The 25,422-nt window shown below is 71.9% G+C and carries 22 protein-coding genes; 17 read left to right on the forward strand and 5 right to left on the reverse strand.

Going from position 1 to position 25,422, the window contains the following annotated elements:
* Window positions 1-23: 23 nt before the first annotated feature.
* From GXW74_RS02720 to GXW74_RS02735, 4 genes are all read left to right on the forward strand, one after another.
* A complete protein-coding gene (locus GXW74_RS02720) occupies window positions 24-1,532 on the forward strand; it encodes a hydrogenase large subunit (protein WP_211844747.1) in 1,509 nt (502 codons plus the stop codon).
* Complete coding sequence (locus GXW74_RS02725) at window positions 1,529-1,912, forward strand: glyoxalase superfamily protein (protein WP_338148118.1); 384 nt, start codon at window positions 1,529-1,531, stop codon at window positions 1,910-1,912. Before GXW74_RS02720 ends, GXW74_RS02725 begins: the two co-directional genes overlap by 4 nt.
* On the forward strand, window positions 1,912-2,445 hold the full coding sequence (locus GXW74_RS02730; protein ID WP_211844748.1) for an NADH-quinone oxidoreductase subunit B family protein: 534 nt from the start codon (window positions 1,912-1,914) through the stop codon (window positions 2,443-2,445). The genes GXW74_RS02725 and GXW74_RS02730 overlap by 1 nt, the downstream gene beginning before the upstream one ends.
* A 244-nt stretch (window positions 2,446-2,689) precedes the next feature.
* Window positions 2,690-4,051 carry a caspase family protein gene (locus GXW74_RS02735; RefSeq protein WP_211844749.1) on the forward strand — a complete coding sequence of 454 codons (1,362 nt, stop codon included), beginning with the start codon at window positions 2,690-2,692 and terminating at the stop codon, window positions 4,049-4,051.
* Between the two features lie 206 nt (window positions 4,052-4,257).
* Here the strand turns inward: GXW74_RS02735 and GXW74_RS02740 are convergent, their stop codons facing one another.
* Window positions 4,258-4,683: a DUF1489 family protein gene (locus tag GXW74_RS02740; RefSeq protein ID WP_211844750.1), complete on the reverse strand. Its 426-nt coding sequence runs from the start codon at window positions 4,681-4,683 to the stop codon at window positions 4,258-4,260.
* Between the two features lie 127 nt (window positions 4,684-4,810).
* Here GXW74_RS02740 and GXW74_RS02745 point away from each other — a divergent pair, with 127 nt between their 5' ends.
* The 4 genes from GXW74_RS02745 to GXW74_RS02760 all read left to right on the forward strand — a co-directional run bounded on the left by GXW74_RS02745 (window position 4,811) and on the right by GXW74_RS02760 (window position 10,368).
* Window positions 4,811-6,115, forward strand: coding sequence for a sigma-70 family RNA polymerase sigma factor (locus GXW74_RS02745; protein ID WP_211844751.1), 1,305 nt, complete (start codon window positions 4,811-4,813; stop codon window positions 6,113-6,115).
* A gap of 2 nt (window positions 6,116-6,117) precedes the next feature.
* Window positions 6,118-6,780, forward strand: a complete 663-nt coding sequence (locus tag GXW74_RS02750) for an NrsF family protein (protein ID WP_211844752.1) — start codon at window positions 6,118-6,120, stop codon at window positions 6,778-6,780.
* Window positions 6,781-6,833: 53 nt separating this feature from the next.
* The gene (locus GXW74_RS02755; RefSeq protein ID WP_211844753.1) at window positions 6,834-9,155 is read left to right on the forward strand and encodes a methyl-accepting chemotaxis protein; all 2,322 of its coding nucleotides are present in this window, start codon (window positions 6,834-6,836) and stop codon (window positions 9,153-9,155) included.
* Between the two features lie 181 nt (window positions 9,156-9,336).
* A complete protein-coding gene (locus tag GXW74_RS02760; protein WP_211844754.1) occupies window positions 9,337-10,368 on the forward strand; it encodes an aspartate-semialdehyde dehydrogenase in 1,032 nt (343 codons plus the stop codon).
* A 94-nt stretch (window positions 10,369-10,462) separates the two neighbouring features.
* On the opposite strand, the gene GXW74_RS02765 is transcribed toward GXW74_RS02760, so the two are convergent.
* The 3 genes from GXW74_RS02765 to GXW74_RS02775 all read right to left on the reverse strand — a co-directional run bounded on the left by GXW74_RS02765 (window position 10,463) and on the right by GXW74_RS02775 (window position 13,426).
* On the reverse strand, window positions 10,463-11,338 hold the full coding sequence (locus tag GXW74_RS02765) for a DMT family transporter (RefSeq protein WP_211844755.1): 876 nt from the start codon (window positions 11,336-11,338) through the stop codon (window positions 10,463-10,465).
* Complete coding sequence (locus GXW74_RS02770) at window positions 11,335-11,979, reverse strand: trimeric intracellular cation channel family protein (RefSeq protein WP_211844756.1); 645 nt, start codon at window positions 11,977-11,979, stop codon at window positions 11,335-11,337. Before GXW74_RS02770 ends, GXW74_RS02765 begins: the two co-directional genes overlap by 4 nt.
* A 223-nt stretch (window positions 11,980-12,202) precedes the next feature.
* Window positions 12,203-13,426 carry an MFS transporter gene (locus tag GXW74_RS02775; RefSeq protein ID WP_211844757.1) on the reverse strand — a complete coding sequence of 408 codons (1,224 nt, stop codon included), beginning with the start codon at window positions 13,424-13,426 and terminating at the stop codon, window positions 12,203-12,205.
* A gap of 279 nt (window positions 13,427-13,705) precedes the next feature.
* Between GXW74_RS02775 and sdhC the strand changes: the two genes are divergently transcribed.
* The 5 genes from sdhC (at window position 13,706) to GXW74_RS02800 (ending at window position 18,959) form a co-directional block, all read left to right on the forward strand.
* On the forward strand, window positions 13,706-14,152 hold the full coding sequence (gene sdhC / locus GXW74_RS02780; RefSeq protein WP_211844758.1) for a succinate dehydrogenase, cytochrome b556 subunit: 447 nt from the start codon (window positions 13,706-13,708) through the stop codon (window positions 14,150-14,152).
* Between the two features lie 5 nt (window positions 14,153-14,157).
* On the forward strand, window positions 14,158-14,550 hold the full coding sequence (gene sdhD, locus GXW74_RS02785) for a succinate dehydrogenase, hydrophobic membrane anchor protein (protein ID WP_211844759.1): 393 nt from the start codon (window positions 14,158-14,160) through the stop codon (window positions 14,548-14,550).
* 96 nt (window positions 14,551-14,646) lie between these two features.
* The gene (sdhA, locus tag GXW74_RS02790; protein ID WP_211844760.1) at window positions 14,647-16,458 is read left to right on the forward strand and encodes a succinate dehydrogenase flavoprotein subunit; all 1,812 of its coding nucleotides are present in this window, start codon (window positions 14,647-14,649) and stop codon (window positions 16,456-16,458) included.
* Window positions 16,459-16,470: 12 nt separating this feature from the next.
* The gene (locus GXW74_RS02795; RefSeq protein ID WP_211844761.1) at window positions 16,471-17,253 is read left to right on the forward strand and encodes a succinate dehydrogenase iron-sulfur subunit; all 783 of its coding nucleotides are present in this window, start codon (window positions 16,471-16,473) and stop codon (window positions 17,251-17,253) included.
* Window positions 17,254-17,387: 134 nt separating this feature from the next.
* Complete coding sequence (locus GXW74_RS02800) at window positions 17,388-18,959, forward strand: ABC transporter substrate-binding protein (protein WP_211844762.1); 1,572 nt, start codon at window positions 17,388-17,390, stop codon at window positions 18,957-18,959.
* Between the two features lie 160 nt (window positions 18,960-19,119).
* Here GXW74_RS02800 and GXW74_RS02805 read toward each other — a convergent pair whose 3' ends face one another.
* Window positions 19,120-21,342, reverse strand: coding sequence for a primosomal protein N' (locus GXW74_RS02805; RefSeq protein ID WP_211844763.1), 2,223 nt, complete (start codon window positions 21,340-21,342; stop codon window positions 19,120-19,122).
* 73 nt (window positions 21,343-21,415) lie between these two features.
* Here GXW74_RS02805 and fsa point away from each other — a divergent pair, with 73 nt between their 5' ends.
* From fsa to pap, 4 genes are all read left to right on the forward strand, one after another.
* The gene (gene fsa, locus GXW74_RS02810; RefSeq protein ID WP_211844764.1) at window positions 21,416-22,072 is read left to right on the forward strand and encodes a fructose-6-phosphate aldolase; all 657 of its coding nucleotides are present in this window, start codon (window positions 21,416-21,418) and stop codon (window positions 22,070-22,072) included.
* Window positions 22,069-22,749, forward strand: a complete 681-nt coding sequence (locus tag GXW74_RS02815) for a DUF484 family protein (protein ID WP_211844765.1) — start codon at window positions 22,069-22,071, stop codon at window positions 22,747-22,749. The genes fsa and GXW74_RS02815 overlap by 4 nt, the downstream gene beginning before the upstream one ends.
* A gap of 1 nt (window position 22,750) precedes the next feature.
* Window positions 22,751-23,683 (forward strand): tyrosine recombinase XerC, encoded by a 933-nt coding sequence (locus GXW74_RS02820; RefSeq protein ID WP_211844766.1) that lies wholly within the window; start codon window positions 22,751-22,753, stop codon window positions 23,681-23,683.
* Between the two features lie 89 nt (window positions 23,684-23,772).
* A complete protein-coding gene (gene pap / locus GXW74_RS02825; RefSeq protein ID WP_211844767.1) occupies window positions 23,773-25,260 on the forward strand; it encodes a polyphosphate:AMP phosphotransferase in 1,488 nt (495 codons plus the stop codon).
* The last annotated feature ends 162 nt before the right edge of the window (window positions 25,261-25,422 follow it).

The following is a 25,422-nucleotide window of genomic DNA, read 5'->3' on the forward strand; positions in this document are numbered from 1 at the left end:
TTCCCCCCGACCTTTGTCGCCCCATGACCGCAACCGCCCTCATCCGCGGCGGTGCCCCGCAGGGCGCCCGGCCCTTCGAGCGCTTCCTCCTCACTGCCGAGACCTGGGCGGAACTGCCGGCGGCGCTGCTGGCCGAGCCTTCGCTCGCCTTGCTCGGCCTATGGGCGGAGCCCGGCATGGTGCATGCCGCGTTCATGGATGACGAGACGAACGCGGCGCTGCTCGCCTCCGCCCCGGCCGGGGCCGGCCGCTACACCGCCCTCTCCTCCGCCCGCCCCGGTGCCATCCGCTTCGAGCGCATGATCCGCGACCTCTGGGCGCTGACGGCGGAGGGCGCGGTCGATCTCCGCCCCTGGCTCGACCACGGGCGCTGGGGCCTGGAGGGCCCGATGTCCGGCCGCCCCGCGGTGACGGGCGGCGAGCCGCCGCAGCCCGAATTCCTCCCCGTCGAGGGCGAGGGCGTGCATCAGATCCCGGTCGGCCCGATCCATGCCGGCGTCATCGAGCCCGGTCATTTCCGCTTCCACATCCAGGGCGAGCTGGTGGTCCGGCTGGAGGAGCGGCTCGGCTACAAGCACAAGGGCACGCTCGGGCTGATGCTCGGCAAGTCGCCGCGCGCCGCGGCGGCCTTCGCGGCGCGGCTGTCCGGCGATTCCACCGTCGCGCATGGCTGGGCCTTCGCCGCCGCGGCGGAGGCCGCGCTCGGCGCCGAGGTGCCGCCCCGGGCGCTGGCGCTGCGCGCGGTGATGGGCGAGCTCGAGCGCATCCACAATCACCTCAACGACTGGGGCTTCGTCTGCAACGATGCCGCCTTCGCCTTCCCGCATGCCCGCTGCGGCTGGCTGCGCGAAGGCGTGCTGCGCGCCTGCGAGGGCGCCTTCGGCCATCGGCTGATGATGGACCGCGTGCTGCCCGGCGGCGTGGCGCCGGACATCGCGCCGGGCGGGGCGGAGGCGATCCTCGCCGCCCTCGACGCCGTGGAGCGCGAGACGCCCGCCCTGATGCGCATCTATGAGAGCCACGCCAGCCTGCAGGACCGGGTGGTCGGCACCGGGTTCCTCGACCCTATGCTGGCGGCGCGCTTCGCCGCCGGCGGCTTCGTCGGCCGTGGGTCGGGCCGGCGCTTCGATGCGCGGCGGGGGCCCGGCTACGCGCCCTTCGACGCCATGGTTCCGGCGCTCGCGGTGGAGACGGGCGGCGACGTCGATGCGCGGGTGCGGGTGCGGGTGGCGGAGATCGGTACCGCCATCTCGCTCGTGCGGCGCCTGCTGATGACACTGCCGGAGGGCGAGACGCTGCTCCCGCTGCCCTCCCGCGCCGGGGAAGGCAGCGCGATGATCGAGGGCTTCCGCGGGGAGTGCCTCGCCTGGGTGCGGCTGGACGAGGGCGGGCTGATCCGCGCGGTCTTCCTGCGCGACCCTTCCTGGCTGCAATGGCCGCTGCTGGAAGCCGCGATCGAGGGCAACATCGTCGCCGACTTCCCGCTGTGCAACAAATCCTTCAACTGCTCCTACAGCGGGGTGGACCTGTGACCATCCGCTTCGACCAGACGATCCCGATCCTGCGCATCTTCGATCTCGCGAAGGCGCGCGAGTTCTACGTCGACTTCCTCGGCATGAGCTGGGACTGGGAGCATCGCTTCGAGCCGGACCTGCCGGTCTTCGCGCAGGTCTCGCGCGGGGGGCTGCTGCTCTTCCTCAGCGAGCATTTCGGCGACGGCACGCCAGGGACCAAGCTGCTGCTGCGCATGGGCGGACTCGATGCCTTCCGCGCGGAACTTCTCGGCAGGGCCTATCGCCATGCCCGGCCTGGCATCCACGAGCGGCCCTGGGGATGGCGGGACATGGAGGTGACGGACCCCTTCGGCAACCGGCTCGTCTTCTCCGAGCGCATCGGGGAGACATGCGACTGATGCTGTGGCCCCGCCTCGCCCGCGCCCTGCTCGGCAAGCCGCTGACCGATGCACCGCCGCCCGTGCCGCAGCATACGGTCGTCGCGTTGGGGGAACGCCTGGCCGCGGCCGCCCGCGTGCGGCTCGGCCGCAGCCTGGCGATCCGCGAGGTGGACAGCGGATCCTGCAACGGCTGCGAGCTGGAAGTGAACGCGCTGCAGAATGTCGCCTATGACCTCGAACGCTTCGGCCTGCGCTTCGTCGCCTCCCCCAGGCATGCCGACGTGCTACTGGTGACCGGCCCCGCCTGCCGCAACATGACGGAGGCCCTGCAGCGCGCCCTGGACTGCACCCCGGACCCGAAATGGATCGTCGCGGTCGGCGACTGCGCCGTCGATGGCGGCGTCTTCAAGGGATCCTATGCCATTGAGGGCGGCGTCGGCGCGGTGCTGCCGGTGGATCTGCTGATTCCGGGGTGCCCGCCCTCCCCCACCCAGTTGCTGGAAGGGCTGCTGGCGCTGCTGGAAGCCGAGGCGGCGCCGGCCCGGAGATAAAATTGGGCCGGCCGGATCGCTCCAGCCGGCCCAAGAGCCCTTCCAGAGGAAGGACCGGAAACGGTGGCCTGCCGGGAATAAGCCACCGTGACGGAAAGACCTTCGCAGCCGGCACCTCACGGCATGGTGGCAACCGCCTTAACTTCCTGCAACCATTGTGCGAAGGGCTCCACCTCCCGCCATGCCCCCTCCCGCTGCCGTGATGCGGTATGGTGGGCGGCGGAATACCCGGAAGCGGGAGGCCATGATGCGGAACGCAGCCTGGCGGACCGGCGCGGCGGCGAGCCTGCTGCTGAAGGCGGCTGTGGTGCTGGCGGTGCTCCTGGCGGCACTGCCGGCGCTCGCGCAGCAGCGCGTGGCGCTGGTGGTGGGCAACGGCGCCTACCGCGCCGTGCCGCGGCTCGCCAACCCCGCGGCGGATGCGGCGGCGATCGCCGGCGCGCTGCGGGCCGCGGGCTTCTCGACCGAGCTGGTGCGGGATTCCGCCAAGGACGGGATGGAAGCGGCGCTGCGCCGCTTCGGCGTGGCGGCGGAAGGCGCGGAACTCGCGGTCTTCTACTTCGCGGGGCACGGCATCCAGGTCGGCGGCGAGAACTATCTCCTGCCCGTGGATGCCCGGCTGTCCCATGCACGGGACGTGGATTTCGAGCTGATCGGCCTGCCGGTCGTGACCCGGGCGATGCAGCCGGCGCGGGCGCGCGTGCTGATCCTCGATGCCTGCCGCGACAACCCGCTGGCGGCGCAGATGCGCGGGTTGTCCGGCACGCGTTCGGTCGGGCGGGGGCTCGCGCGGGTCGAGACGGTGGACCTCGGCACACTGATCGCATTCTCCACCAGCCCGGGGGCGGTGGCGCTGGACGGCACGGGGCGCAACAGCCCTTTCACCGCGGCGCTGGTGCAGCACATGGCGACGCCGGGCATCGAGATCCGGCAGTTGATGACGCGGGTGCGCCGCTCCGTGGTCGAGGCGACGGGCGGCCAGCAGGTGCCCTGGGACAACAGCAGCCTGATCACCGAGGTGGTGCTGCGGCCCGGGCGCGCCCCCGCCGCGCCGGCCCCGCCGCCGGTCGCCCTGGCGCCGCCGGCATCCCCCGTGCCGCAACCCACGCCGCAGCCCGCCCCGCGCGGCCGTGAGGCCACCATCGCTCCGACGGCCCCGGCCGTGCCGCTGCGTTTCGCGGCAGCCCGGCAGGTGGCGGCGAGCCAGGGCATTCCCCTGCCGGCCGACCTGCCGGCCGAGGCCGGCCGCGGTGCCCACCCCCTGCTCGGTGCCTGGGGCGGCACGCCGCGCTGGAACCGGACCGCGCGCGACTATCTGCTGATCGTCCTCGCCGTGGATGCGGCGGCCGGCTCGGCGGACATCCTGCTCGCGGCCGGCCATGGCACGACGCGCAGTTTCTCCGAAGGGCTGCAGCCAGGCTGGAGCCGCCACCGCGCGGCGCTGCGCGGCGATTCCCTCATCTGGCAGGATGCCCTGGGCGACAGGTTCGAGGCCCGCCGCAGCGACTTCTTCGGCGAGGCGGTGGAGATCATCCACCGGCGGTCGGGCAGCGGCGGCCGCATCGTGAACGCCCAGGGGCAGATCGGGCTGGGCCGGATCGAATAGGTCGCCGCGTCATACCAACGGCCGCCATTTGCGACCGCTGGCATCCGCCCTTTCGTGCCCTGAGACGCCGGGCGCAAACCTCCGGTTTGCCTGGCTTCGCCGGACCACCGGCGGGCCGCATTCCGGATCCGCGGTCACGCCGCAAGGCAACGCGACCGGTTGCCCGTCGCGGCCTCGGCACGAGTCAAGAACTCGTGCCGCCGGTATCAGATCAGGCAGAGCTCCGCCAGGTCCCGCCGCAGCTTCGGCGGCAGCCTGTCCAGCCCGCGGGCGGCAGGGCGTTCCAGCGCGACGTCCGGCGGCGCTTCCTCCGGCTTGAGGTAGCGCCAGCCCTGGAAGGGCTTCATCGGGCGCGCCTCCACCGGCACCAGCGTCGGGTCGAGCACCAGCGCCGCGCAGGCGGTGCCGTCGTCCCATTCCTCCTCGCGGATCTCGAGGATGCGCTGGCGCACCCGGACGAAGCCGGCGACCACCCAGTAGATCGAGCCGCCGTCGGTGACCTCCTCGATCCGCTTGGGGAACATGCGGGTCCAGGCGCGCAGCGGCGGGTCGGTGCGCAGGCGCTCCTGCTGGATCGCCGCCAGCGCGGCGACGTCCTTGGGCCCGACGGAGAGCTTGATCAGGTGCAGCACGGCCCCCTGCATGTCGCGCCGCGGGCCGAGTCGGCAAGCCCCATCCGTCGCAACGCTTCGTAACCGGCCGCGACGCCCCGGCGAAGTCCCGGCAGGAGCGGTCTTCAGGGCCGCGCCGGAGACCCCGATGGCCCGTCCCGACATCCCGGCCGAGCACCGCCCGCGCCTCTATCGCTCGGCGCGGGACACGCCGCTCGATATCGTCCGCGGCTGGCTGCAGGTCTCGGTCTTCGGCGCCCATGCGGTGGGCTCGGCCTTGGGCGCCTGGGGCATCCACGCCGCCCGGCGGCTGTCCAAAGCTTCGGGGCAGTTCCTCTTCCTCTCGGGCTTCGTGCCCGGCTCGGTCCACACGCTCAAGGCGCATCGGAACGAGGTCGGGGCAGCCGGGCGGGACCCGCGGCAGCGGGCCGGCCGGGCGTGGCTGACGCACCGCCTGCTGTTCTGCATGTTCGGGGCGCTGATCCTCCGGGCCAGGATGGCCCTGCCCCTGGCCTTAGAGACCGTTTGGAAAGTCCGTCACCGGTCCGCACCCCCACCCGGCCACCCACGTCAGTATGCTCGAATGGGTGACCGGGTGGGGGTGCGAGCCGGTGACGGACCCGGAAACGCGCCGCGAGGGGCGTTTCCAAACGGGCTCTTGGAGGTGGACCGGCTGCAATGGCGGATGCTGGCGGATGCCCCCTGGACGGCGCTGCTGCTCCACAGGCCGAATTACCACGATATCCTGCCGGTCTTCGTCCTGTGCATGCTCGCCTTGCCCGGCTTCCTGTGGCGGGTGGAGCGGGCGGGCGCGGCGGCGTGGCCGACGGGGATTCGGCTCGGTTCCGCTGCCGAGCCATGCCGGCCTAGGATGCGCGCGCAATCGAACGGGCGCGCCGTGACGGCAGCACAGGACGGCCGGTGGGAAGCATGGATGGCGGCGGCGCAGGCGGGGGACGCCCGCGCCTACGACCTGCTGCTGCGCGACTGCCTGCCCTTGCTGCGCGCCATCGCCCGCCGCCGTATCGCCGACCGGCACGAGGCCGAGGACGCGGTGCAGGACACGCTGCTCACCATCCATCGCATGCTCGCCGCCTACGACCCCGCCCGCCCCGCCCGCCCCTGGATCGCCGCCATCGCCGAGCGCCGCTGCGTGGACCGCCTGCGCCGGCGCGGTCGCGGCGCCGGGCGGGAGACGCCGATCGACGACCATGCCGAGACCCTCGCCGCCCCGCCCGGCACGACGGGGGAGGACCGCATCGCCGGCCGCCAGTTGCGCGATGCCGTGGCGGAGCTGCCCGAGAGCCAGCGCACCGCGCTGCGCCTCGCGAAGCTCGAGGATCTGCCGCTGGCCGAGGCGGCCGCGCGGTCCGGCCTGTCGATCGGCGCGCTGAAGGTGGCGACGCACCGCGCGCTGAAGACGCTGCGCCGGCGCCTGGGCGGGGAGGAGTGACGATGGAGACCGAGGAGCTGATCGGCCGCCTCACCGCCGGGCTCCGCCCCGTGCGGCGCCTGCCGCATCCGCTGCGCCGCGCGGCCACGTGGATCGGCTTCGCGCTGGCCGTGATCGCCGTCTTCGTCGCCGCCTTCGGCCCGCGCCAAGACCTGATGGAGCGCCTCCAACGGCCGCACGAGGTCGCGCAGCTCCTGTTCTGCCTGGCGACCGGCGTGCTGGCGGCGATCGCCGCCTTCGAGCTCTCCCTGCCCGACCGGTCCGCGCGCTGGGTGCTGCTGCCGCTGCCGGCGGCGGCGGCCTGGGTGGCGAGCCTCGGCATGGGCTGCCTCGCGGACATCGCGCGGATGGGGCCGCAGGCGCTGGTGTTCGGCGCCTCCTGGGGGTGCTTCCGATTCATCGTTCTGATGGGCGTGCCGCTGGCGCTCTCGCTGGTGTGGATGCTGCGCCATGCGGGGCCGATCCGGCCGGTGCCCGTTGCCGCCCTGGGCGGGCTCGCCGGCGCGGCGTTGAGCGCGGTCGGGCTGTCGATCTTCCACCACCTCGACGCCGCGCTGATGGTGCTGGCCTGGCATGGCGGCACGACGCTGCTGGTGGTGGCGGGCTTCCTGCTCGCGGGGCGCGCCTGGGGCGCGCGGTCGATGCCGGGCTTCACGGCAGCTTAAGGCGGTACCCGCAGGATGGCTCCGTCCATCCAGCCCGGGGGGGGTCCCGTCCCATGCGTGCGTTCCTGAACCTGCCAGTCGGCCTCAAGCTAGGTGCATCGGGCCTCGTGGCCCTGCTGATGCTCGGCGGTATCATCAGCGCGATCCATGTCACCGGCACGACGGTGCAGGAACGTCTGCACGAGCAGGAGCGCGTCACCGAAGCGGGCGCGCTGCTGTCGAGCGCCTCCACCTCGGCCGCGGAAGCGCCTGTCCATGCATTGACACTGCGCGCCGCCAACACGGCCGAGGAGGTGGAATCCTCCCGCGCAGCGGCGCTCGCCGCGGTCGAGGCGGCGGCGCGTCTCGCCGGCGAGGCCGCCGGCAAGGTCGGCGACGCATCGGCCGCGCGGCTGATGACCGAGGTCGGCACGCGTGCCGAGGCCTACGGCGCGGCCGTGAGCGAGCTGGCGCAGCAGCGCCTGGCCATCCTGCGTGCGCGGGACGAGGTCTTCCTGCAGCGGTCGATGGAATACGACCAGGCCTTCGAAGGCGCCAACGCCACCATCGAGTTCGACCTCACCGGCCCGACGCAGGAGGATGTCCGCAACCGCTTCGTGTCCTTCCACCAGGGCGTGAACGACATGCGGGCCTCGGCGCTGCGCTACCTCGCCACCGGGGATACGCGGCAGGCGCAGCGCGCACGGCGCAGCCTTGCGCAGGCACGGGTGCATGTGCGCGGCGCCGTCTCCGCCGCGCAGGCGCATGCCCGGGTGAAGGAGGAGCTGGAACGCATCGCCCGGCTGGCCGACCAGGCCGGAGAGGGTGCGATCGCCGCGATCGACACCGGAGCGGCACTGCACCGCTACGCCGAGGAGACGGGACGACCCGCGCGCGATGCCTTCGGCGCGGCAGTGACCGCGGCGAATGCACGGCTCAGGGAGCTCGACCGCGGCTCGGCGGCGGCGGTGACCAATGCGCTCTCGCACCAGTCGAGCATCGTGTTCGGCGTGGCCGGCGGCATCGCTCTGGTGCTGCTGCTCTCGGCCTGGGTGATGACGCGCGCGATCGGCACGCCGCTGCGCCGCCTTGCCGGCGCGATCGGCGGGATCGCCGAGGGCCGCAGCGACATCGAGGTGCCGGACCGCGGCCGCCGCGACGAGATCGGCCGCATCGCCGAGGCGCTGGAAGGGCTGCGCGGCAAGGTGGCGGAGGCCTTCAGCCGCAGCCAGATGATCGAGCAGTTGCCGATCGGCGTGGTGGTGGCCAACCCGAATGACGGCTTCCGCATTTCCTATGCCAATGCCTGCTCGCTGGATCTCGCGCGTGGCATGGAAAAGGACATGCGCGTGAAGCCGGAGGAGATCGTCGGGCAGGCCATCGACATCTTCTACGACCGGCCCGCCGAGGCGCGCGCCATCCTCGCCGACGCCACCCGCCTGCCGCACAAGTCGCGCGTGCGCATGGGGGCGGAGGTGCTGGACCTCAACGTCTCGGCGCTGCGCGATGCGGGCGGTGCCTACAGCGGCGCGATGCTGGCCTGGTCGCGCGTGACCGAGCAGGCGCGGCTCGCCGACACCTTCGAGGAGGAGGTCGGCGCCGTGGTCAATTCCGTGGCGGCCGCAGCGGGGCAGCTCCAGCATTCGGCGCGCGCGCTGACCGATGCGGCGGCCGAGGCCGGGCGCGAGGCGGTCGCGGTCTCCGAGGCCGGCGCGCAGGCCAATGCGGATGTGCAGGCGGTCGCCGCCGCGGCAGAGGAGATGGCGGCCTCGGTCGAGGAGATCACCCGTCGCGTCTCCGAGGCCGCCGAGGTTGCCCGCCGCGCCGTCGCCGAGGCCAAGGCGACCGATTCCACCGTGCGCGGACTGGCCGAGGCGGCATCGCGCATCGGCGACGTGGTGCGGCTGATCGGCGAGATCGCCGGGCAGACCAACCTGCTCGCGCTCAACGCCACGATCGAGGCGGCGCGTGCCGGCGAGGCCGGCAAGGGCTTCGCCGTGGTGGCGAGCGAGGTGAAGAACCTCGCCGGCCAGACCGCCAAGGCGACCGAGGAGATCGGCCGCCAGATCGCCGAGATGCAGGGCGCGACCACCCAGGCGGTGGAGGCGATCCGCGCCATCGGCACCACCGTGGACCGCACCAGCGACATCGCCACCGCCATCGCCGCCGCGGTCGAGGAGCAGGGCGCCACCACGCGGGAGATCGCGCGCAGCGCCGCGCAGGTGGCGCAGGCCACCGACACGGTCGCGCGCAAGATCGAGGGCATCCGCGCCGCGGCGGATTCCACCGGGGAATCGGCCGGGGCCGTGCTGCAGGCTTCCGGCGCGCTGTCCGGCGATGCCGAGACACTGCGGGCGCGGGCCGACGGCTTCCTTCGCGCGGTACGGGTCGCCTGACGCGGGGCCTTCCCACCCCTCACCGGCATGTCCTGGAGCGGTTTCCACCCGGGTGGGAACCGCTCCAGCCATGTCCCGGCCGGCATCTGCGCGCATGCGGCCGATTTCCAGCCATGCGCGATCTGCTCTAGACCCCCCTTCGCGCGGCACTGCGGCCGCGCGAAAGGTCAGGAGCTAGCGCATGGGCTACCGGGTCGCGGTCGTCGGCGCCACCGGCGCGGTGGGGCGGGAGATGCTGAAGACGCTCGCCGAGCGGAACTTCCCGGTGAGCGAGGTGGTCGCCCTGGCCTCCGGCCGTTCCGCGGGCGCCGAGGTCTCCTTCGGCGAGAAGACGGTGCTCAAGGTGCGGGACCTCGAGCGCTTCGATTTCACCGGCATGGATATCGGGCTGTTCTCGCCCGGCGCGGCGGTCTCCGCCGTGCATGCGCCGCGTGCGGCGGCCGCGGGATGCCTCGTGATCGACAATACCTCCCAATTCCGCATGGAACCCGGCGTGCCGCTGGTGGTGCCGGAGGTGAACCCGCATTCCATCGCCAGGCGGCCGAAGAAGGGGATCATCGCCAACCCCAACTGCTCGACCATCCAGATGGTGGTGGCGCTCAAGCCGCTGCACGACATCTCACGCGTGAAGCGCGTGGTGGTCGCGACCTACCAGTCGGTCTCCGGCGCGGGGAAGGAGGCGATGGACGAGCTGTGGTCCCAGACCCGCGGCGTCTTCGTCAACGACCCGCCGCTCGCGGAGCAGTTCACCAAGCCGATCGCCTTCAACGTCATCCCGCATATCGACCGCTTCATGGACGATGGCGCGACGAAGGAGGAATGGAAGATGGCGGTGGAGACACGGAAGATCCTCGACCCCGACATCCAGGTGATGGCGACCTGCGTGCGCGTGCCGGTGATGATCGGCCATGGCGAGGCCGTGCATGTGGAGTTCGAGAATCCGATCACCGAGCGCCAGGCGCGCGAGGCGCTGCGCGACGCGCCGGGCATCACGCTGCTCGACAGCCGTGACGATGGCGGCTACGCGACGCCGCTCGAGATCGCCGGCGAGGATGCTGTGTTCGTATCGCGGCTGCGGCGCGACCCGACGGTGCCGAACGGGCTCGCCTTCTGGTGCGTGGCGGACAACCTGCGCAAGGGGGCGGCGCTGAACGCGGTGCAGATCGCGGAGGAAGTGCATCGGAACGGAAGCCTGAAGGTTGGGGGAGGGTGAACCTCCCCCAGACCCCCTCCCTTTTCTGGCTTCTGGGAACTGACATCGGAAGTCAGCTCCCAAAGGACAAAAAAAGGAGGGGGACCGGGGGAGTTCACTCCCCCGGCCTTTTCCCCTTCGGCCAAGCCAGCACCAGCCCCGCCGCGGCGATCAGCGCACATCCCGCCAGCGCCCATGCATCCGGGAACCGCGCGAACAGCAGCGCATCCAGCCCCAGCGCGAAGACGATCCGCGAATAGTGCCAGGGCGCGAGGCCCGAGACCTCCGCCCGCCGCACCGCCCCGGCGAGGCACAGCAGCGCCGCCGTCTGCACCGCGGTGTAGAGCGCGACCAGCGCCAGCGCCGCCAGGTCCGGCGCCCGCCACAGGAAGGGCATCGCCGGGCCGAGCATCGTCACGCCGACCAGCGCGCCCTGCAGCGTCGCGTCCCATTCGCTGGCGACGTCCCGGATGCGGCGCGTCAGCACCTGGTAGAGCGCGTAGATCAGTGCCGCCAGGACAGGCACGGCGGCGGTCCAGGTGAAGAGCTCGCCGTCCGGCCGCACCACCAGCAGCATGCCGCCGAAGCCGAGCACGACGGCCACCCAGCGGCGGCTGCTCACCTTCTCCCGCAGCACCACGGCACCGAGCGCGACCAGGATGATCGGGGCGGTGAAGCCGAGGGCCGAGGCTTCGGTCACCGGCACCAGCGCATAGCCGAGCACGGCGATGGTGGTGGAGACGATCAGCGCCACGCCCGCCAGGCGCTGGTCCCTTGCGCGTGCCGGCACGATCAGCCGGCGGACGGCCCCGGCCGGGTCGGCGGCGCGCGGCAGCCACAACGCGGCGGCCGCCAGCACCAGCACGGAACGCAGGAAGGTGATCTGCACCGGATCGAGCGTGGCGGAAAGCACCTTCGCCAGCGCATAGCCGAGCGTGTAGAGCGCGCCCGCCGCCAGCGTCAGCAGGATGGCGAGGACGGGTTGGCTCACCGGCTGTCCGGGTAGTTGCGGCCCGGCCGGGCGCGATAGGCCGGCAGCGACCAGCCGGTGACGATCGCCACGGCGCGCGCGCCGAAGGCGAGCAGCCCGCCGAGACTCACCGCGACCTCCCGCGCCACGCCGGCGTCCTGCAGCAGGACGCAGACGAGGGCGCCGAGGGCGGCGGCGGTGGCGTAGATCTCCCGCCGCAGGATCAGCGGGATCTCGGCGCAGACGATGTCGCGCAGCATGCCGCCGGCGGTCGCGGTGATGGTGCCCATCAGCACCGCGACCCAGAGCGTGGCGCCGGTCCGCAGCGCGGCTTCCGCCCCCAGCACGGCGAAGAGGCCGAGGCCGACCGCATCGGCCCAGAGCAGCACGACGAAACGGCGTTCCAGCAGATGCGCGGTGAAGAACACCACGAGGGCAAGACCGGCGGCGAGTGCGACCATGCCCGGCACCGCCAGCCAGAAGACCGGCTGGTTCAGGATGACGTCCCGCACCGTGCCGCCGCCGAAGGCGCAGAGGCAGGCCACCAGCATGAAGCCGACCGGGTCGAGCTGCTTGCGGGAGGCGCTGAGGGCGCCGGCGACTGCCAGCACGGCGACGGCGGCCCAGGTCAGCGCGGCGAGGAGGTCGTCGAAGACGATCATGCGGTGGGCCGACGAGGGCGCCGCCCCCGAATCCCCGCCCGGGGGCCAAAAGGCCCCCGGCCCCCCATGACATGGGCGGGGCGCGCGACGGGAATGGTGCGTCCGTGATCGTTGCCGGGGCTGTCGAGCCCCCGCCGCACCCCGACCATGTCGAGGGTTCGAGGGGCCCTGAGCCCTTGGCGGGAGGGTTCCGGAAGGCAGCGCCCTCCCGAGGCGGCCGGCATCACTCCGCCGGCGCCGGCGCGGCCCGACGGCTGCGTGCCTCCGCCTGGGCGGATCCGGCGCAGAGCAGCGAGAGCCCCAGCAGGCCCGCGACCACCGGCAGCACGAGCTGCGGGTATCCCATGTCGATCAGGAAGCCGAGCGGCACCGGCGTGATCGCCCCGCCCAATGGCAGGCCGGAGGAGACGAAGCCGAACACCTTGCCGATCTGCCCCGGCGGGGAGGCATCCTTCAGCATCACGTCGCGCGGCGTGCGGGAGGCGCCCATGGCCAGCCCGCCGAGCAGCCCGACCAGCGGCAGCACCAGTTCCGGCAAGGGCAGCAGGCCGAGCGCGAGGATCATCGCCATGGCGAACAGCGTGAGCACGACGACGAAGCCGATGAGGCTCTTCTTCGTGCCGTCGGCGATCCAGCCGCCGACCAGCGTGCCGCCGGTGGCACCCACCATGTAACCGGTCAGCACCGTCGAGGCGACCGCGACCGGCGTGCCCCACAGCTTGCCGAGCACCGTGATGACGAAGGCCTGGATGCCCGAGCCCGCCATGGAGGAGAGCAGGAAGAAGGCGAAGAACATCAGGATGGGGCGGGAGAGCAGGATCTCGCGCCCCGTGGGCTCGTCGCCCGTCTTCTTCGGCTTGGCCTGGTCGCGCAGGATGCGGCTCTGCACCAGGATGGCGGCGACCACCGGCACGCCGAGCAGCCCGACCAGCAGCAGCGCGGGCCGCCAGCCCATGGCCGCGGCAAGCAGCGCGATCACCGGCGGCGCCAGCGCGAAGCCAAGGTTGCCCGTGAAGGTGTGCAGCGCGAAGGCGCGGCCCATGCGCGACTTGTCGATCGACCCCGCGAGGATCGCATAATCCGCCGGGTGGATCACCGAATTGCCCACGCCGGAGAGCACCGCCAGCGCCCAGATCGCCCAGATGCCGGGCGCCGCCGCCATGGCGGAGACCGCGAGCGCCATCAGCAGCGTTCCGCCCACCAGGAAGGGTCGCGCCCCGTGCCTGTCCACCCAGAAGCCGACCGGCGTCTGCAACAGCGCGGTGGTGCCGGACATCAGCGCGACGGCCAACCCGAGTTCGGCGAAGGAGGCACCGAATTCCTCCCGCCAGAACAGGAAGAGCGGCGGCAGGCACAGCATGTAGAAATGCGACAGGAAATGCCCCGTCCCGATCAGGGCGATGATCCGCGCATCCTGCGCGGTGCCGGGCTTGGGATCGGCGCTCATTCAGGCATCCGTTGTGAAGACCCCGACAACGCTGCGCGCCGGCCGCTTCCCCGTCAACGGCACGGCGGCCCGGCAAGGCTGGCATGAGTATGGCGCGAGCCATCACGCCGGTCCTGCCGGGCGGCGGCGCGGTGCGCTGGGAGTGCGGCGATGAGTAGTTGAGAATCGTTCGCGATGCCTCCGCGATTTGACGCTGCGCCGCGCCGCACCATACAAAGACCCCGCAAAGGCCGGCTCCGGCTCGGGATCGGGGCACGCGGCCACCTGGAGTTCGGACCCATGTCCAAGATCACCGACGCGCGGGAGGCCGTGATGGTCGGCCGCCGGTCGGACGGCACGCTCGTCCGCCGTCCGCTCTCGCCGCATCTGCAAGCCTACGACATGCTGCAGATGACGAGCGCGCTTTCCATCACCCACCGCATCACCGGCACGATCTGGTCGATCGGCCTGGTCTTCCTGGTCTGGTGGCTGTGCGCGGCCGCCGCCGGCGAATCGGCCTTCAACGCGGTGCAGTGGGTGCTCGGCTCCTTCCTCGGCGTGCTCGGGCTGATGGCGGTGACCGCCGCCGCCTGGTACCACACGCTGGCGGGCATCCGGCACCTCTACTGGGATTCGGGGCGCGGCTTCGACCTGCCGACGACCTACCTCACCGGCCGGGCCGTGCTGATCGGCACCGCGGCGCTCACGGCGCTGACCTGGCTGATCATGCTGATCACCTGGATCTGACGACCATGGCCGAGCCTTCGATCCGCACCCTTCGTTCCCCGCTCGGCCGCGTGCGCGGCCTGGGGTCCGCCAAGGGCGGCACGCATCACTGGTGGATGCAGCGCGTCACCTCCATCGCGCTGCTGCCGCTGACGATCTGGCTGGTCTTCTCGCTCGCGCGCATGCCGGACAGCACCTGGCAGGAAGCGACCGCCTGGATCGGCCGGCCGTTCAACGCCGTGCTGCTGCTCGCCTTCCTCGCGGCCGCCTTCCACCACGCCGCCTACGGCCTGCAGGAGGTGATCGAGGATTATGTGCGCGGCGAGCTGACGCGCATCGGCGCGCTGCTCGCGGTGAAGGGGCTCTGCCTGCTGCTGTGGCTCGCCTCGACGCTCGCGGTGCTGCGGATTGCGGTCTGACGCGCGCCGCGGCGCGCATGCTGACTGGGTTGGTTCGAGGAAAGTACGCGGGCCGGAGGGCACAAGCCCCGCCGCGGAACGGATGAGACGGGTGCGATGAACGCGATCAGCAAGCCTTCCAACGGCGCCTACCGCATCGTGGACCACACCTACGACGTCGTCGTCGTGGGCGCGGGCGGCGCGGGGCTGCGCGCCACCTTCGGCATGGGTGCCGCCGGCCTCAAGACCGCCTGCATCACCAAGGTCTTCCCCACCCGCAGCCACACCGTCGCCGCGCAGGGCGGCGTCGGCGCGGCGCTCGGCAACATGGGCGAGGACGACTGGCGCTGGCACATGTACGACACCGTGAAAGGCTCGGACTGGCTCGGCGACCAGGACGCCATCGAATACATGTGCCGCGAGGCGATCCCCGCGATCATCGAGCTCGAACACTACGGCGTGCCGTTCTCCCGCACCGAGGACGGCAAGATCTACCAGCGCCCCTTCGGCGGCCACATGAAGCACTACGGCAAGGAACCCGCGATGCGGGCCTGCGCCGCGGCCGACCGCACGGGCCACGCGATCCTGCACACGCTCTACCAGCAGTCGCTCAAGCACAATTGCGAGTTCTTCGTCGAGTACTTCGCCCTCGACCTCATCATGGACGATGAGGGCGCCTGCCGCGGCGTCACCGCCTGGTGCCTCGAGGACGGCTCGATCCATCGCTTCCGCGCGCAGACGACCGTGCTCGCCACCGGCGGCTACGGCCGCGCGTACTTCTCCTGCACCTCGGCGCACACCTGCACGGGCGACGGTGGCGGCATGGTGCTGCGCGCCGGCCTGCCGCTGCAGGACAACGAGTTCGTGCAGTTCCACCCGACCGGCATCTACGGCTCGGGCTGCCTCGTCACCGAAGGCGCCCGCGGCGAGGGCGGATATCTCACCAACTCCGAGGGCGAGCGCTTCATGGAGCGCTACGCGCCGACGGCGAAGGATCTCGCCTCCCGCGACGTCGTCTCCCGCGCCATGTCGATGGAGATCCGCGAGGGGCGCGGCGTCGGTCCGCTCAAGGACCACATCCACCTGCACCTCGAACACCTGGGTGCGGACATCCTGCACGAACGGCTGCCCGGCATTTCCGAGACGGCGAAGATCTTCGCCGGCGTGGACGTGACGAAGGAGCCGATCCCGATGCTCCCGACCGTCCATTACAACATGGGCGGCATTCCCACGAACATCCATTGCGAAGTGCTGGCCGCGACCGGCACCGACCAGGACAAGGTGGTCCCCGGCCTGATGGCCGTCGGCGAGGCGGCCTGCGTCTCGGTGCATGGCGCGAACCGCCTCGGTACCAACTCGCTGCTCGACCTCGTGGTGTTCGGCCGCGCCGCCGCGCACCGCGCCGCCGAGACGATCAAGCCGGGCGCGAGCCAGGCGCCGCTGCCGCCCAAGGCCGGCGAGGCGTCGCTCGACCGCTTCGATCGCGTGCGCAATGCGAAGGGCTCGACCTCGGTCTCCGAGCTGCGCCTGAACATGCAGCGCACGATGCAGACGCATGCCGCCGTCTTCCGCACCGCCGACCTGCTGAAGGAAGGCGTGGAGAAGATGAACAAGGTCGCCGCCGGCTACAGCGACATCAGGATCGCCGACCGCTCCCTGGTCTGGAACAGCGACCTGATGGAGGCGCTGGAACTCGACAACCTGCTCGGCAATGCGCTGACCACCATCACCGGCGCCGATGCGCGCAAGGAATCCCGTGGCGCCCATGCGCATGAGGACTTCCCGGAGCGCGACGACGTCAACTGGATGAAGCACACCCTGGCGCGCGTGGACGAGAACTACCGCGTGAGCCTCGACTACCGCGACGTGAAGATGCGCACCCTCACCAACGAGGTGCAGGTCTTCCCGCCGAAGCCGCGCGTGTACTGAGGATCCCGACCGATGGCCACTTTCACGCTTCCGAAGAACTCCACGGTCGGCGAGGGCAAGACCTACCGCGCACCGGCCGGTGCCAAGAACGTCAGGTCCTTCAAGATCTACCGATGGGACCCGGATGCCGGCGCCAACCCGCGCACCGACACCTATGAGATCGACCTCGACCAGTGCGGCCCGATGGTCCTGGACGCGCTGATCAAGATCAAGAACGAGGTGGACAGCACCCTGACCTTCCGGCGGTCGTGCCGCGAAGGCATCTGCGGCTCCTGCTCGATGAACATAGACGGGCTGAATACCCTCGCCTGCCTCAAGCCGATCGAGGACGTGAAGGGCGACGTCCGCATCTCCCCGCTGCCGCACATGCCGGTGGTGAAGGATCTGGTGCCGGATCTCAGCCAGATCTATGCGCAGCTCCGCTCGGTCGAGCCCTGGCTGAAGGCCGAGACGCCGCCGCCGCCCGATGGCGAGCGCCTGCAGTCCAAGGAGGAACGGGCGAAGCTCGACGGCCTCTGGGAATGCATCCTGTGCTTCTGCTGCTCGACCGCCTGCCCCTCCTACTGGTGGAACGGCGACCGCTACCTCGGCCCGGCGGTGCTGCTGCAGGCCTATCGCTGGATCGCGGACAGCCGCGACGAGGCCGCGGGCGAGCGGCTCGATGCGCTGGAAGATCCGTTCAAGCTGTATCGCTGCCACACCATCATGAACTGCACCCGGACCTGCCCGAAGGGGCTGAACCCGGCGCAGGCGATCGGCGAGATCAAGAAGCTGATGGTCGAGCGCCAGGGCTGAACCGCCCGCGCCCGACGCGCCTTCGAGGCGCCGCGGCCCCTTCGTCGGGGCCGCGGCGCTTTGCATGTCGAAATGATGGCTCTCCCGGGCACCGTGGCGCTAGCCTTCCGGCAACGCCATGACGGGAGGCCGGAATGTCCAGGACCATGCACGCCCTGCTCGCGGGGGCGCTCGCATTTGCCGCACCCGCGGCGATCGCACAGACGCTGACCCTCGGCTCCGCCGCCCCGGTCACCTCGATCGACCCGCACTATCACAACCTCGGGCCGAACAACGCGCTGACCATGCACATCTTCGACCGGCTGGTGGAACGCGACGGGCGCGCCCGTCCGCATCCCTCGCTGGCGGAATCCTGGCGCGTGGTTTCCGACACTGTGTGGGAATTCAAGCTGCGTCGGGGCGTCACCTGGCACGACGGCCGGCCGTTCACCGCCGACGACGTGGTCTTCACCTTCTCCCGCGTGCCGAACGTGCCCAACAGTCCGGGCGGCTTCCAGGGCTTCCTGCGCGCCATCGAGCGGATCGAGGTGGTGGACCCCCACACCATCCGCATCCACACCAAGCGGCCGCATCCGCTGATGCCGCTCGACCTCGCCTCCGTCTCGATCATCTCCCGCCATGCGGGGGAGGGCGCGAGCACCGAGGACTACAACAGCGGCAAGGCCGCGATCGGCACCGGCCCCTATCGCTACGCCTCGTATCGTCTCGGCGACCGGGTGGAGATGGAGCGCAACCAGGCCTGGTTCCGCGGCGCCGAGCCCTGGGCGCGGGTGAACTACCGCATCCTCAACAACGACGGCGGCCGCACGGCGGCGCTGCTCGCCGGCGACGTGGACCTGATCGAGCAGATCCCGACCTCCGACCTGGCGCGGCTGCGGCAGGATTCGCGCGTGATCGTCACCTCCATTCCCAGCCTGCGCACGGTCTACATCGTGCCTGATTACGGGCGGGCCGGCGGCGACCCGCAGGTGACGGACAATTCGGGCGCGCCTCTGCCGGCGAACCCCTTCCGCGACCTGCGCGTGCGCCGGGCCCTCTCCATGGCGATCAACCGCCAGGCGCTCGCGGAACAGGTGATGGAGGGCGCCGGCACCGCGACCGCGCAATGGCTGCCGGAAGGCGCCTTCGGCTACGCGCCCGGCGTCCGTCCGCGTGGGTTCGACCCTGACGGGGCGAAGCGCCTGCTCGCCGAGGCGGGCTATCCGGACGGCTTCCGCGTGACCATCACCGCGCCCAATGACCGCTGGCCGAACGATTCGCGCATCGCGCAGGCGGTGGCGCAGATGTGGACGCGCATCGGCGTGCGTACGCAGGTGCAGACCTACCCGTGGACCGGCTTCGTGCCGCGCCGGATGCGGTTCGAATACCCGATCCAGCTCGCCGCCTGGGGCAGCAGCACCGGCGAGGCGTCCAACTTCCTCGCCAATGTCGTGGCGACGCGCGACCGCGCACGGCTGACCGGGGCCAACAACAATGCCCGCTTCTCGGATGCGGCCTTCGACGACCTGCTGATGCGCGCCTCCGCCACGCTCGACGACGAGCGGCGCGAGGCGATGTGGCACCAGGCCGTCGCCCGCTATGCGGAGGAGGAGCCCTATATCCAGCTCATCCAGTACGTGAACACCTGGGCGGCGCGCCGGGGCTTCACGCACGACCCGCGGATGGACGAGCGGACCATCGCCATGGGGGTGCGCCCCGCGCGGTAGAGCGGATCCCGATCAGGTGGCCTCGCCTGGACGGGTGAAGATGCTCGCGAAAGCACGAGGCTCGAGCGGCCGCCATGGGCCGGAGCGAGCGGAAACCGCTTCAGCCGGCCGGGCGGCGCCCCTGAGCGGGGCGTTCCGGGTGGTGCGGTGCCGGTGGCGGCTACAGGAAGCCCACCGGGTCCACGTCCACCTGGACGCGGACATTGTTCGGGACCTGGACCTTCGCGAGCCAGGCCTCCAGCAGCGGCTGCACCGCGATGTCGCGCCGCGTCTTCAGCAGCAGCCGCCGGCGATGCCGCCCGCGCAGGATGGCGAGCGGCGCCGGGGCGGGGCCGAGCACCTCCACCCCCTCCCCGCCCGGCGCCGCCAGGCCGAGGTCCCGTGCGGCCCGGTCGGCCGCCCGCTCGTCCTCGGAACTGACGATCAGCGCGGCGAGCCGCCCGAAGGGCGGCCAATGGCCGGGCCGGCGGCCATCCGCCTCCGCGGCCATGAAGGCATCGAGGTCGTTCGACACCAGCGCCTGCATCACCGGATGCTCCGGCACGAAGCTCTGCAGCAGCACCCGGCCGGGGCGCTCCTCCCGCCCCGCGCGGCCGGCGACCTGGTGCAGCAACTGGACGGTGCGTTCGGAGGCGCGCAGATCGCCGCCGGCCAGGCCGAGATCCGCATCCACCACGCCGACCAGCGTCAGATGCGGGAAATGCCAGCCCTTGGCGACGATCTGCGTGCCGATGATGAGGTCCACCTGCCGGTCCTGGATCGCCTGCGCCGCCGCCGCGGCCGCGGCCGGGCCGGGGATCGTGTCGGATGCCATGACCAGCAGCCGCGCCTCGGGCCACAGCGCCGTCGCCTCCTCCAGCACGCGCTCCACGCCCGGCCCGATCGGCACGGTGGAATGGGCGGCGCCGCAATTCGGGCAGGCCTCCGGGATCGGCTCCACATGGCCGCAATGGTGGCATTGCAGGCGGCGGGCGGCGCGGTGCTCGACCAGCCAGGCGGTGCAATTGGGGCAGCGCAGCCGGTGCCCGCAAGCGCGGCAGAGCGTCATCGGCGCATAGCCGCGGCGGTTCAGGAACAGCATCGCCTGTTCCCCGCGTGCCAGCGTCTCCGTCACCGCCGCGACCAGCGGCGGGGAGAGGAAGCGCCCGCGCTCCGGTGGCGTGCGGCGCAGATCGACCGCCTCCACCACCGGCATTTCCGCCCCCCCGTGCCGCGCGGGCAGGTGCAGGGCGGCATAGCGGCCGGTCTGCGCATTGTTGGCGCTTTCCAGCGAGGGCGTGGCACTGACGAGCACGCAGGCGGCGGCCGACAGGCGCGCGCGCACCACGGCCATGTCGCGCGCGTGGTAGACGACGCCTTCCTCCTGCTTGAAGGCGGTCTCGTGCTCCTCGTCCACCACGATGAGGCCGAGATCCGGATAGGGCAGGAACAGCGCGGAACGTGCCCCGACCAGCACCGGCGCCTCCCCTTCCGCCACGGCGCGCCATGTCTCCCGCCGGGTGCGGGAGGTCAGCTCCGAATGCCACAGCGCCGGCGCGGCGCCGAAGCGCGCGCGGAAACGGTCGAGCCATTGCGCGGACAGCGCGATCTCCGGCAGCAGCACCAGCGCCTGGCGGCCCTGGCGCAGGCATTCGGCGATGGCCTCGAAATAGACCTCGGTCTTGCCGGAGCCGGTCACGCCGGTCAGCAGGGTGGTGGCGAAGGCACGGCGGGCCACGGTGGCCTTCAGGGCTTCGGCGGCCTGATGTTGTTCCGGGCGCAGCTCGGGGCCGGGCCGGTCGGGGTCCGGCGGCACGAAGCGCGGGCGGCGGGGCAGCAGGACGGGCTCGATCAGCCCGGCATCGGCCATGCCGCGCAGCACGGCGGGGGCGACGCCGGCCGCCTCCGCAAGTTCCCCGCCGGCACGGGCGGCGCCGTCGGCCAGCACCTCCAGCACGCGCCGGCGTGTCGGCGTGATGCGCGCCCCCCCGGGCAGCGCGGCGGCGCGGCGCCAGCCGGCCTGCGGCGCCGGGGGCTCGAGCGCGGAGGGCGCGCTCATCGCCATGCGCAGCACCGCGCCGGGCGGGCTCAGCGTATAGTCGGCCACCCAGTCCACGAAGCGGCGCAGCGTCGCCGTCATCGGCGGCGCGTCGAGCACGGAGAGGATGTTGCGCAACCGCTTCTCGGGCAGTGCCGGGTCGGGTTCCCCGTCCCAGGCGACGCCCAGCACCTCCCGCCCGCCCAGCGGCACCGCGACGAAATTCCCCGGCCTCACCGCGAGCCCCGGCGGGACGCGGTAATCATAGGCATCTGCCAGAGGAAGCGGCAGCAGCACGCGAAGTCGTGGCAGTGGCGAAACAGGCGTTGCTGCCACATCACTGCGCGTTCTTTTCCCCTCCACCATCGTCTATAGCGTGATCTGGATCAGTGTTCGCAGACGCATCTGCGTACAGATTGTTGCTGGAAGGTTCCGCATCATGAAGTTTTTCGTCGACACCGCAGAGGTTGCAGACATCCGGTCGCTCGCAGCGGCCGGCCTCGTGGACGGCGTCACCACCAACCCCTCCCTGGTCGCGAAATCCGGCCGCGACTTCAAGGAGGTGATCGCGGAGATCTGTGCCATCACCCCCGGCCCGGTCAGCGCGGAGGTCACCGCCACGGACGCCGCCGGCATGATCGCCGAGGGCAAGGTGCTGCGCGCCATCGCGCCCAATGTCGCCGTGAAGGTGCCGCTGACCGAGGCCGGCCTGGTCGCCTGCCGGACCCTGGCGGGCGAAGGCGCGATGGTCAACGTCACCCTCTGCTTCAGCCCCGCGCAGGCGCTGCTGGCCGCCAAGGCGGGCGCCACCTTCATCTCCCCCTTCGTGGGCCGGCTCGACGACATCTCGACCGACGGCATGCGGCTGATCGCGGACATCGTCCAGATCTACCGCAACTACCCCGCCCTGAAGACCGAGGTGCTGGTCGCCTCCGTCCGCCACCCGATCCACCTGATCGAGGCGGCGAAGATGGGCGCCCATGTCGCAACCCTTCCGCCGAACGTGATCCGGATGCTGCTGAAGCACCCGCTCACCGACCGCGGCCTGGAGGCCTTCCTGGCCGACTGGCAGAAGACGGGGCAATCCATCCTGTGAGCGAAAGCCTCCCCGCCAAGGGCGTCCTGACGGACCTCCAGGCGGAGGAGGTCGAAGCCTTCCTGCGCGCCCATCCGGGCTTCCTGGCGGAGCGCCCGGACCTCTACCGGGCGCTGCTGCCGCCGCGACGCGTACATGGCGAACGGCTGGCCGACCACATGGCCGCGATGCTCGAGGCCGAGCGCAGCCGCACCCGGGCGCTCGAGACCGAGATGTTCGCCGCGATCGAGGCCGGCCGCGCCGGCGCGGGCCTGACCGTGCGCATCCGCCTCGCCGTGCTGGCGCTGATGCGCGCCCAGGACGTGCTGGAGGCGGTGACGCAGGAGATCCCTGCGCTGCTTGGCGTCGAGACCTGCACCCTGGCCGCCGAGCCTTCCGGGATGTTGTTGCCGGCCCTGCCGGCCGGCATCCTGCCGCTGCCACCGGGCGCCGTCGTCCGGCTGATCGGGCGCGGCCGCGACGCGGTGGTGCGGTCCCACCCGACCGAAACGGTTCTGCTCCATGCCGAGGCCGCCGGCCTGGTGATGCGCGACGCGCTCGCCCGCGTGCCCCTGTCGGTCGGCCCGCCGGCGCTGATCGCGCTCGGCGCGCGGGAACCGGCCGCCCTGCCCGCCCGGCAGACGGTGGCGATCCTCTCCTTCCTCGGCCGCGCCGTGGCGGCCGCGCTGTCGCGCTGAGATGACCGGCGATCAGGCGCGCGCCGCCTGGCTCGCCTGGCTGGCGCAGGAGCGGCGGGCGAGCCCCAACACGCTGGAAGCCTACGGCCACGACGCCGCGGCGTTCCTCGGCTTCCTGACGCGCCACCTGGGCGGGGAGCCGGATCTCGTGGCGCTCGGCGCGCTGCGCCCGGCGGATCTGCGCGGCTTCCTGGCGGAACGCGCCGCGGCGGGCGATTCCAACGCGACGCGCGCGCGTCGGCTTGCCGCCATCCGCGGCTTCCTGCGCTACCTGACGCGGCGGCACGGCATGGCGGCACTGCCGGTCGGCGCGCTGCGCGGCCCGCGGCCGAAACCGCCCATCCCCCGCGCGCTGACGCCCGAGACCGCGCGCAGCGTCGCCACCGAGGCGGGCGATGTCTACGACCCCGAACGCCACGAGCGCGCGCCCCTGCAGGCGGCGCGCGACGTCGCGCTGTTCAGCCTGCTCTATGGCGCCGGGCTGCGCATCGCGGAGGCGCTGGCGCTGAACCTCGGCGATGCACCGCTGCCGGGCAGCGAGGCCGCGCTGCGCGTCATCGGCAAGGGCAGCAAGGAACGGCTGGTGCCGGTGCTGCCGGCGGTGCGCGCCGCGGTCGCCGCGTACCTGAAGCATCGCGGGCCGGGCGGGCCGGGGGAACCGCTCTTCATCGGCGCGCGCGGCAAGCGGCTCGATCCCGCCGTGGCGCAGCGATCGCTGCGGGAATTCCGCCGCCTCGCCGGCCTGCCCGAGCACGCGACGCCGCACGCGCTGCGGCATTCCTTCGCGACCCATCTGCTCGGCGCCGGCGCCGACCTGCGCGCCATCCAGGAACTGCTGGGCCATGCCAGCCTGTCCACCACGCAACGCTACACGGCGGTCGATGCCGCGGGGCTGCTGGCGACCTGGAAGAAGGCGCATCCGCGGGCGGGCTGATCGGCGCTCTACCGCCTTCCTGCATCGTCATGCGTCATGACACTGCCGTGAAGCGCCCGGCGCGAGGCGCGCGGCCGGATGGGATCACCATGTTCGAAGCGGCCGAACTCGAGCACGAGGTCAGCAAGGAAGACTACAGGAAGGAGGAGGCGGAGCTCCGCCGCGCCCTCCTGGCAGCGCAGCGGGAGCTCGGCCAGCAGCGCCGCTTCCCGGTGCTGATCCTGATCGCCGGCGTCGAGGGCGCGGGCAAGAGCGAGACGGTCCATCTGCTGAACGAGTGGCTGGACCCCCGCTTCATCGAGGTGAGCGGCTTCGGCCTGCCCACCGAGGAAGAAGCCGTTCATCCGCCCATGTGGCGCTTCTGGCGCGCCCTGCCGCCCAAGGGGCGTATCGGCATCTTCTTCGGCGCCTGGCAGACGGTGCCGATCCTCGAGCGCGTGCTGGGCAAGCTCGGTCCCGGCGGCTTCGCCACGCGCATGGAGGAGATCATGCGCCTCGAGCGCATGCTCGCCCAGGAAGGCGTGCTGCTGCTGAAATACTGGTTCCATTTGTCCAAGGCCCAGCAGAAGAAGCGCATCAAGTCGCTGGAGAAGGACAAGGAGACCTCCTGGAAGGTCACGCGCTACGACCGCACGCTGTTCGAGCACTACGACGACTTCATCGAGGTCTGCGAGCCCTACCTGCGCGAGACCTCGACCGGCGAGGCGCCCTGGACGGTGGTGCCGGCGGCGAATGAGCGCTTCCGCGCGCTCTTCGTCGGGCGACACTTGCTGGGCGCGCTGCGTGCGCGGCTCGATGCGCCGGCGCCGGCGGCGGTGAAGGCAACGCCCGCGCCGCCGGCGGCGCCGGAGCAGGTCAACATCATCCGAGCCCTGACGCTGAAGCAGGAGATGTCGCGCGACGACTACGACAAGGAGCTCGCCGAAGCGCAGGGCCGTCTGGCCCGCGCGACGCGGCACAAGCGCTATGGCAGCATCAGCGTCATCGCGGTGTTCGAGGGCAACGACGCGGCCGGCAAGGGCGGCGCGGTGCGGCGGCTCGGCGCCGCGCTCGATCCGCGCGCCTACCGCATCGTGCCCGTCGCCGCGCCGACCGAGGAGGAACGCGCCCAGCCGTACCTCTGGCGCTTCTGGCGCCACGTGCCGCGGCCCGGAAGGCTGACGATCTTCGACCGGTCCTGGTACGGCCGCGTACTGGTGGAGCGCGTGGAAGGCTTCGCGGCGGAACCCGACTGGCGCCGCGCCTATGCCGAGATCAACGATTTCGAGGAGCAGCTCGTCACCAACGGCGCCGTGGTGGCGAAGTTCTGGCTGGCGATCAGCAAGGACGAGCAGCACCGCCGCTTCAAGGACCGCGAGGCGACCGCCTTCAAGCGCCACAAGATCACCGAGGAGGACTGGCGCAACCGCGAGAAGTGGGACGCCTACGAAGCCGCGGTCTGCGAGATGGTGGAACGCACCTCCACCGGCATGGCGCCGTGGACGCTCGTCGAGGCCGACAACAAGCTGCACGCGCGGGTGAAGGTGATCAGGACGCTCGCCGAGATGGTCGAGGACGGGCTGAAGCGGGCGAAGTGATGCGGTCGGTGCCCGCACCGGCCGCATTGCATGTGCGCTGGTGGGCGGCCAGGCGCCGGACAAGGCGGATTCGGGCCGCGGGTGGTCCGGCGAAGCCAAGCAAACCGGAGGTTTGCGCCCGGCGCCTGAGGGCACGAAACGGCCGATGCCAGCGGTCGCGAA

This window comes from Neoroseomonas eburnea (assembly GCF_018129005.1).
GTDB lineage: Bacteria > Pseudomonadota > Alphaproteobacteria > Acetobacterales > Acetobacteraceae > Neoroseomonas > Neoroseomonas eburnea.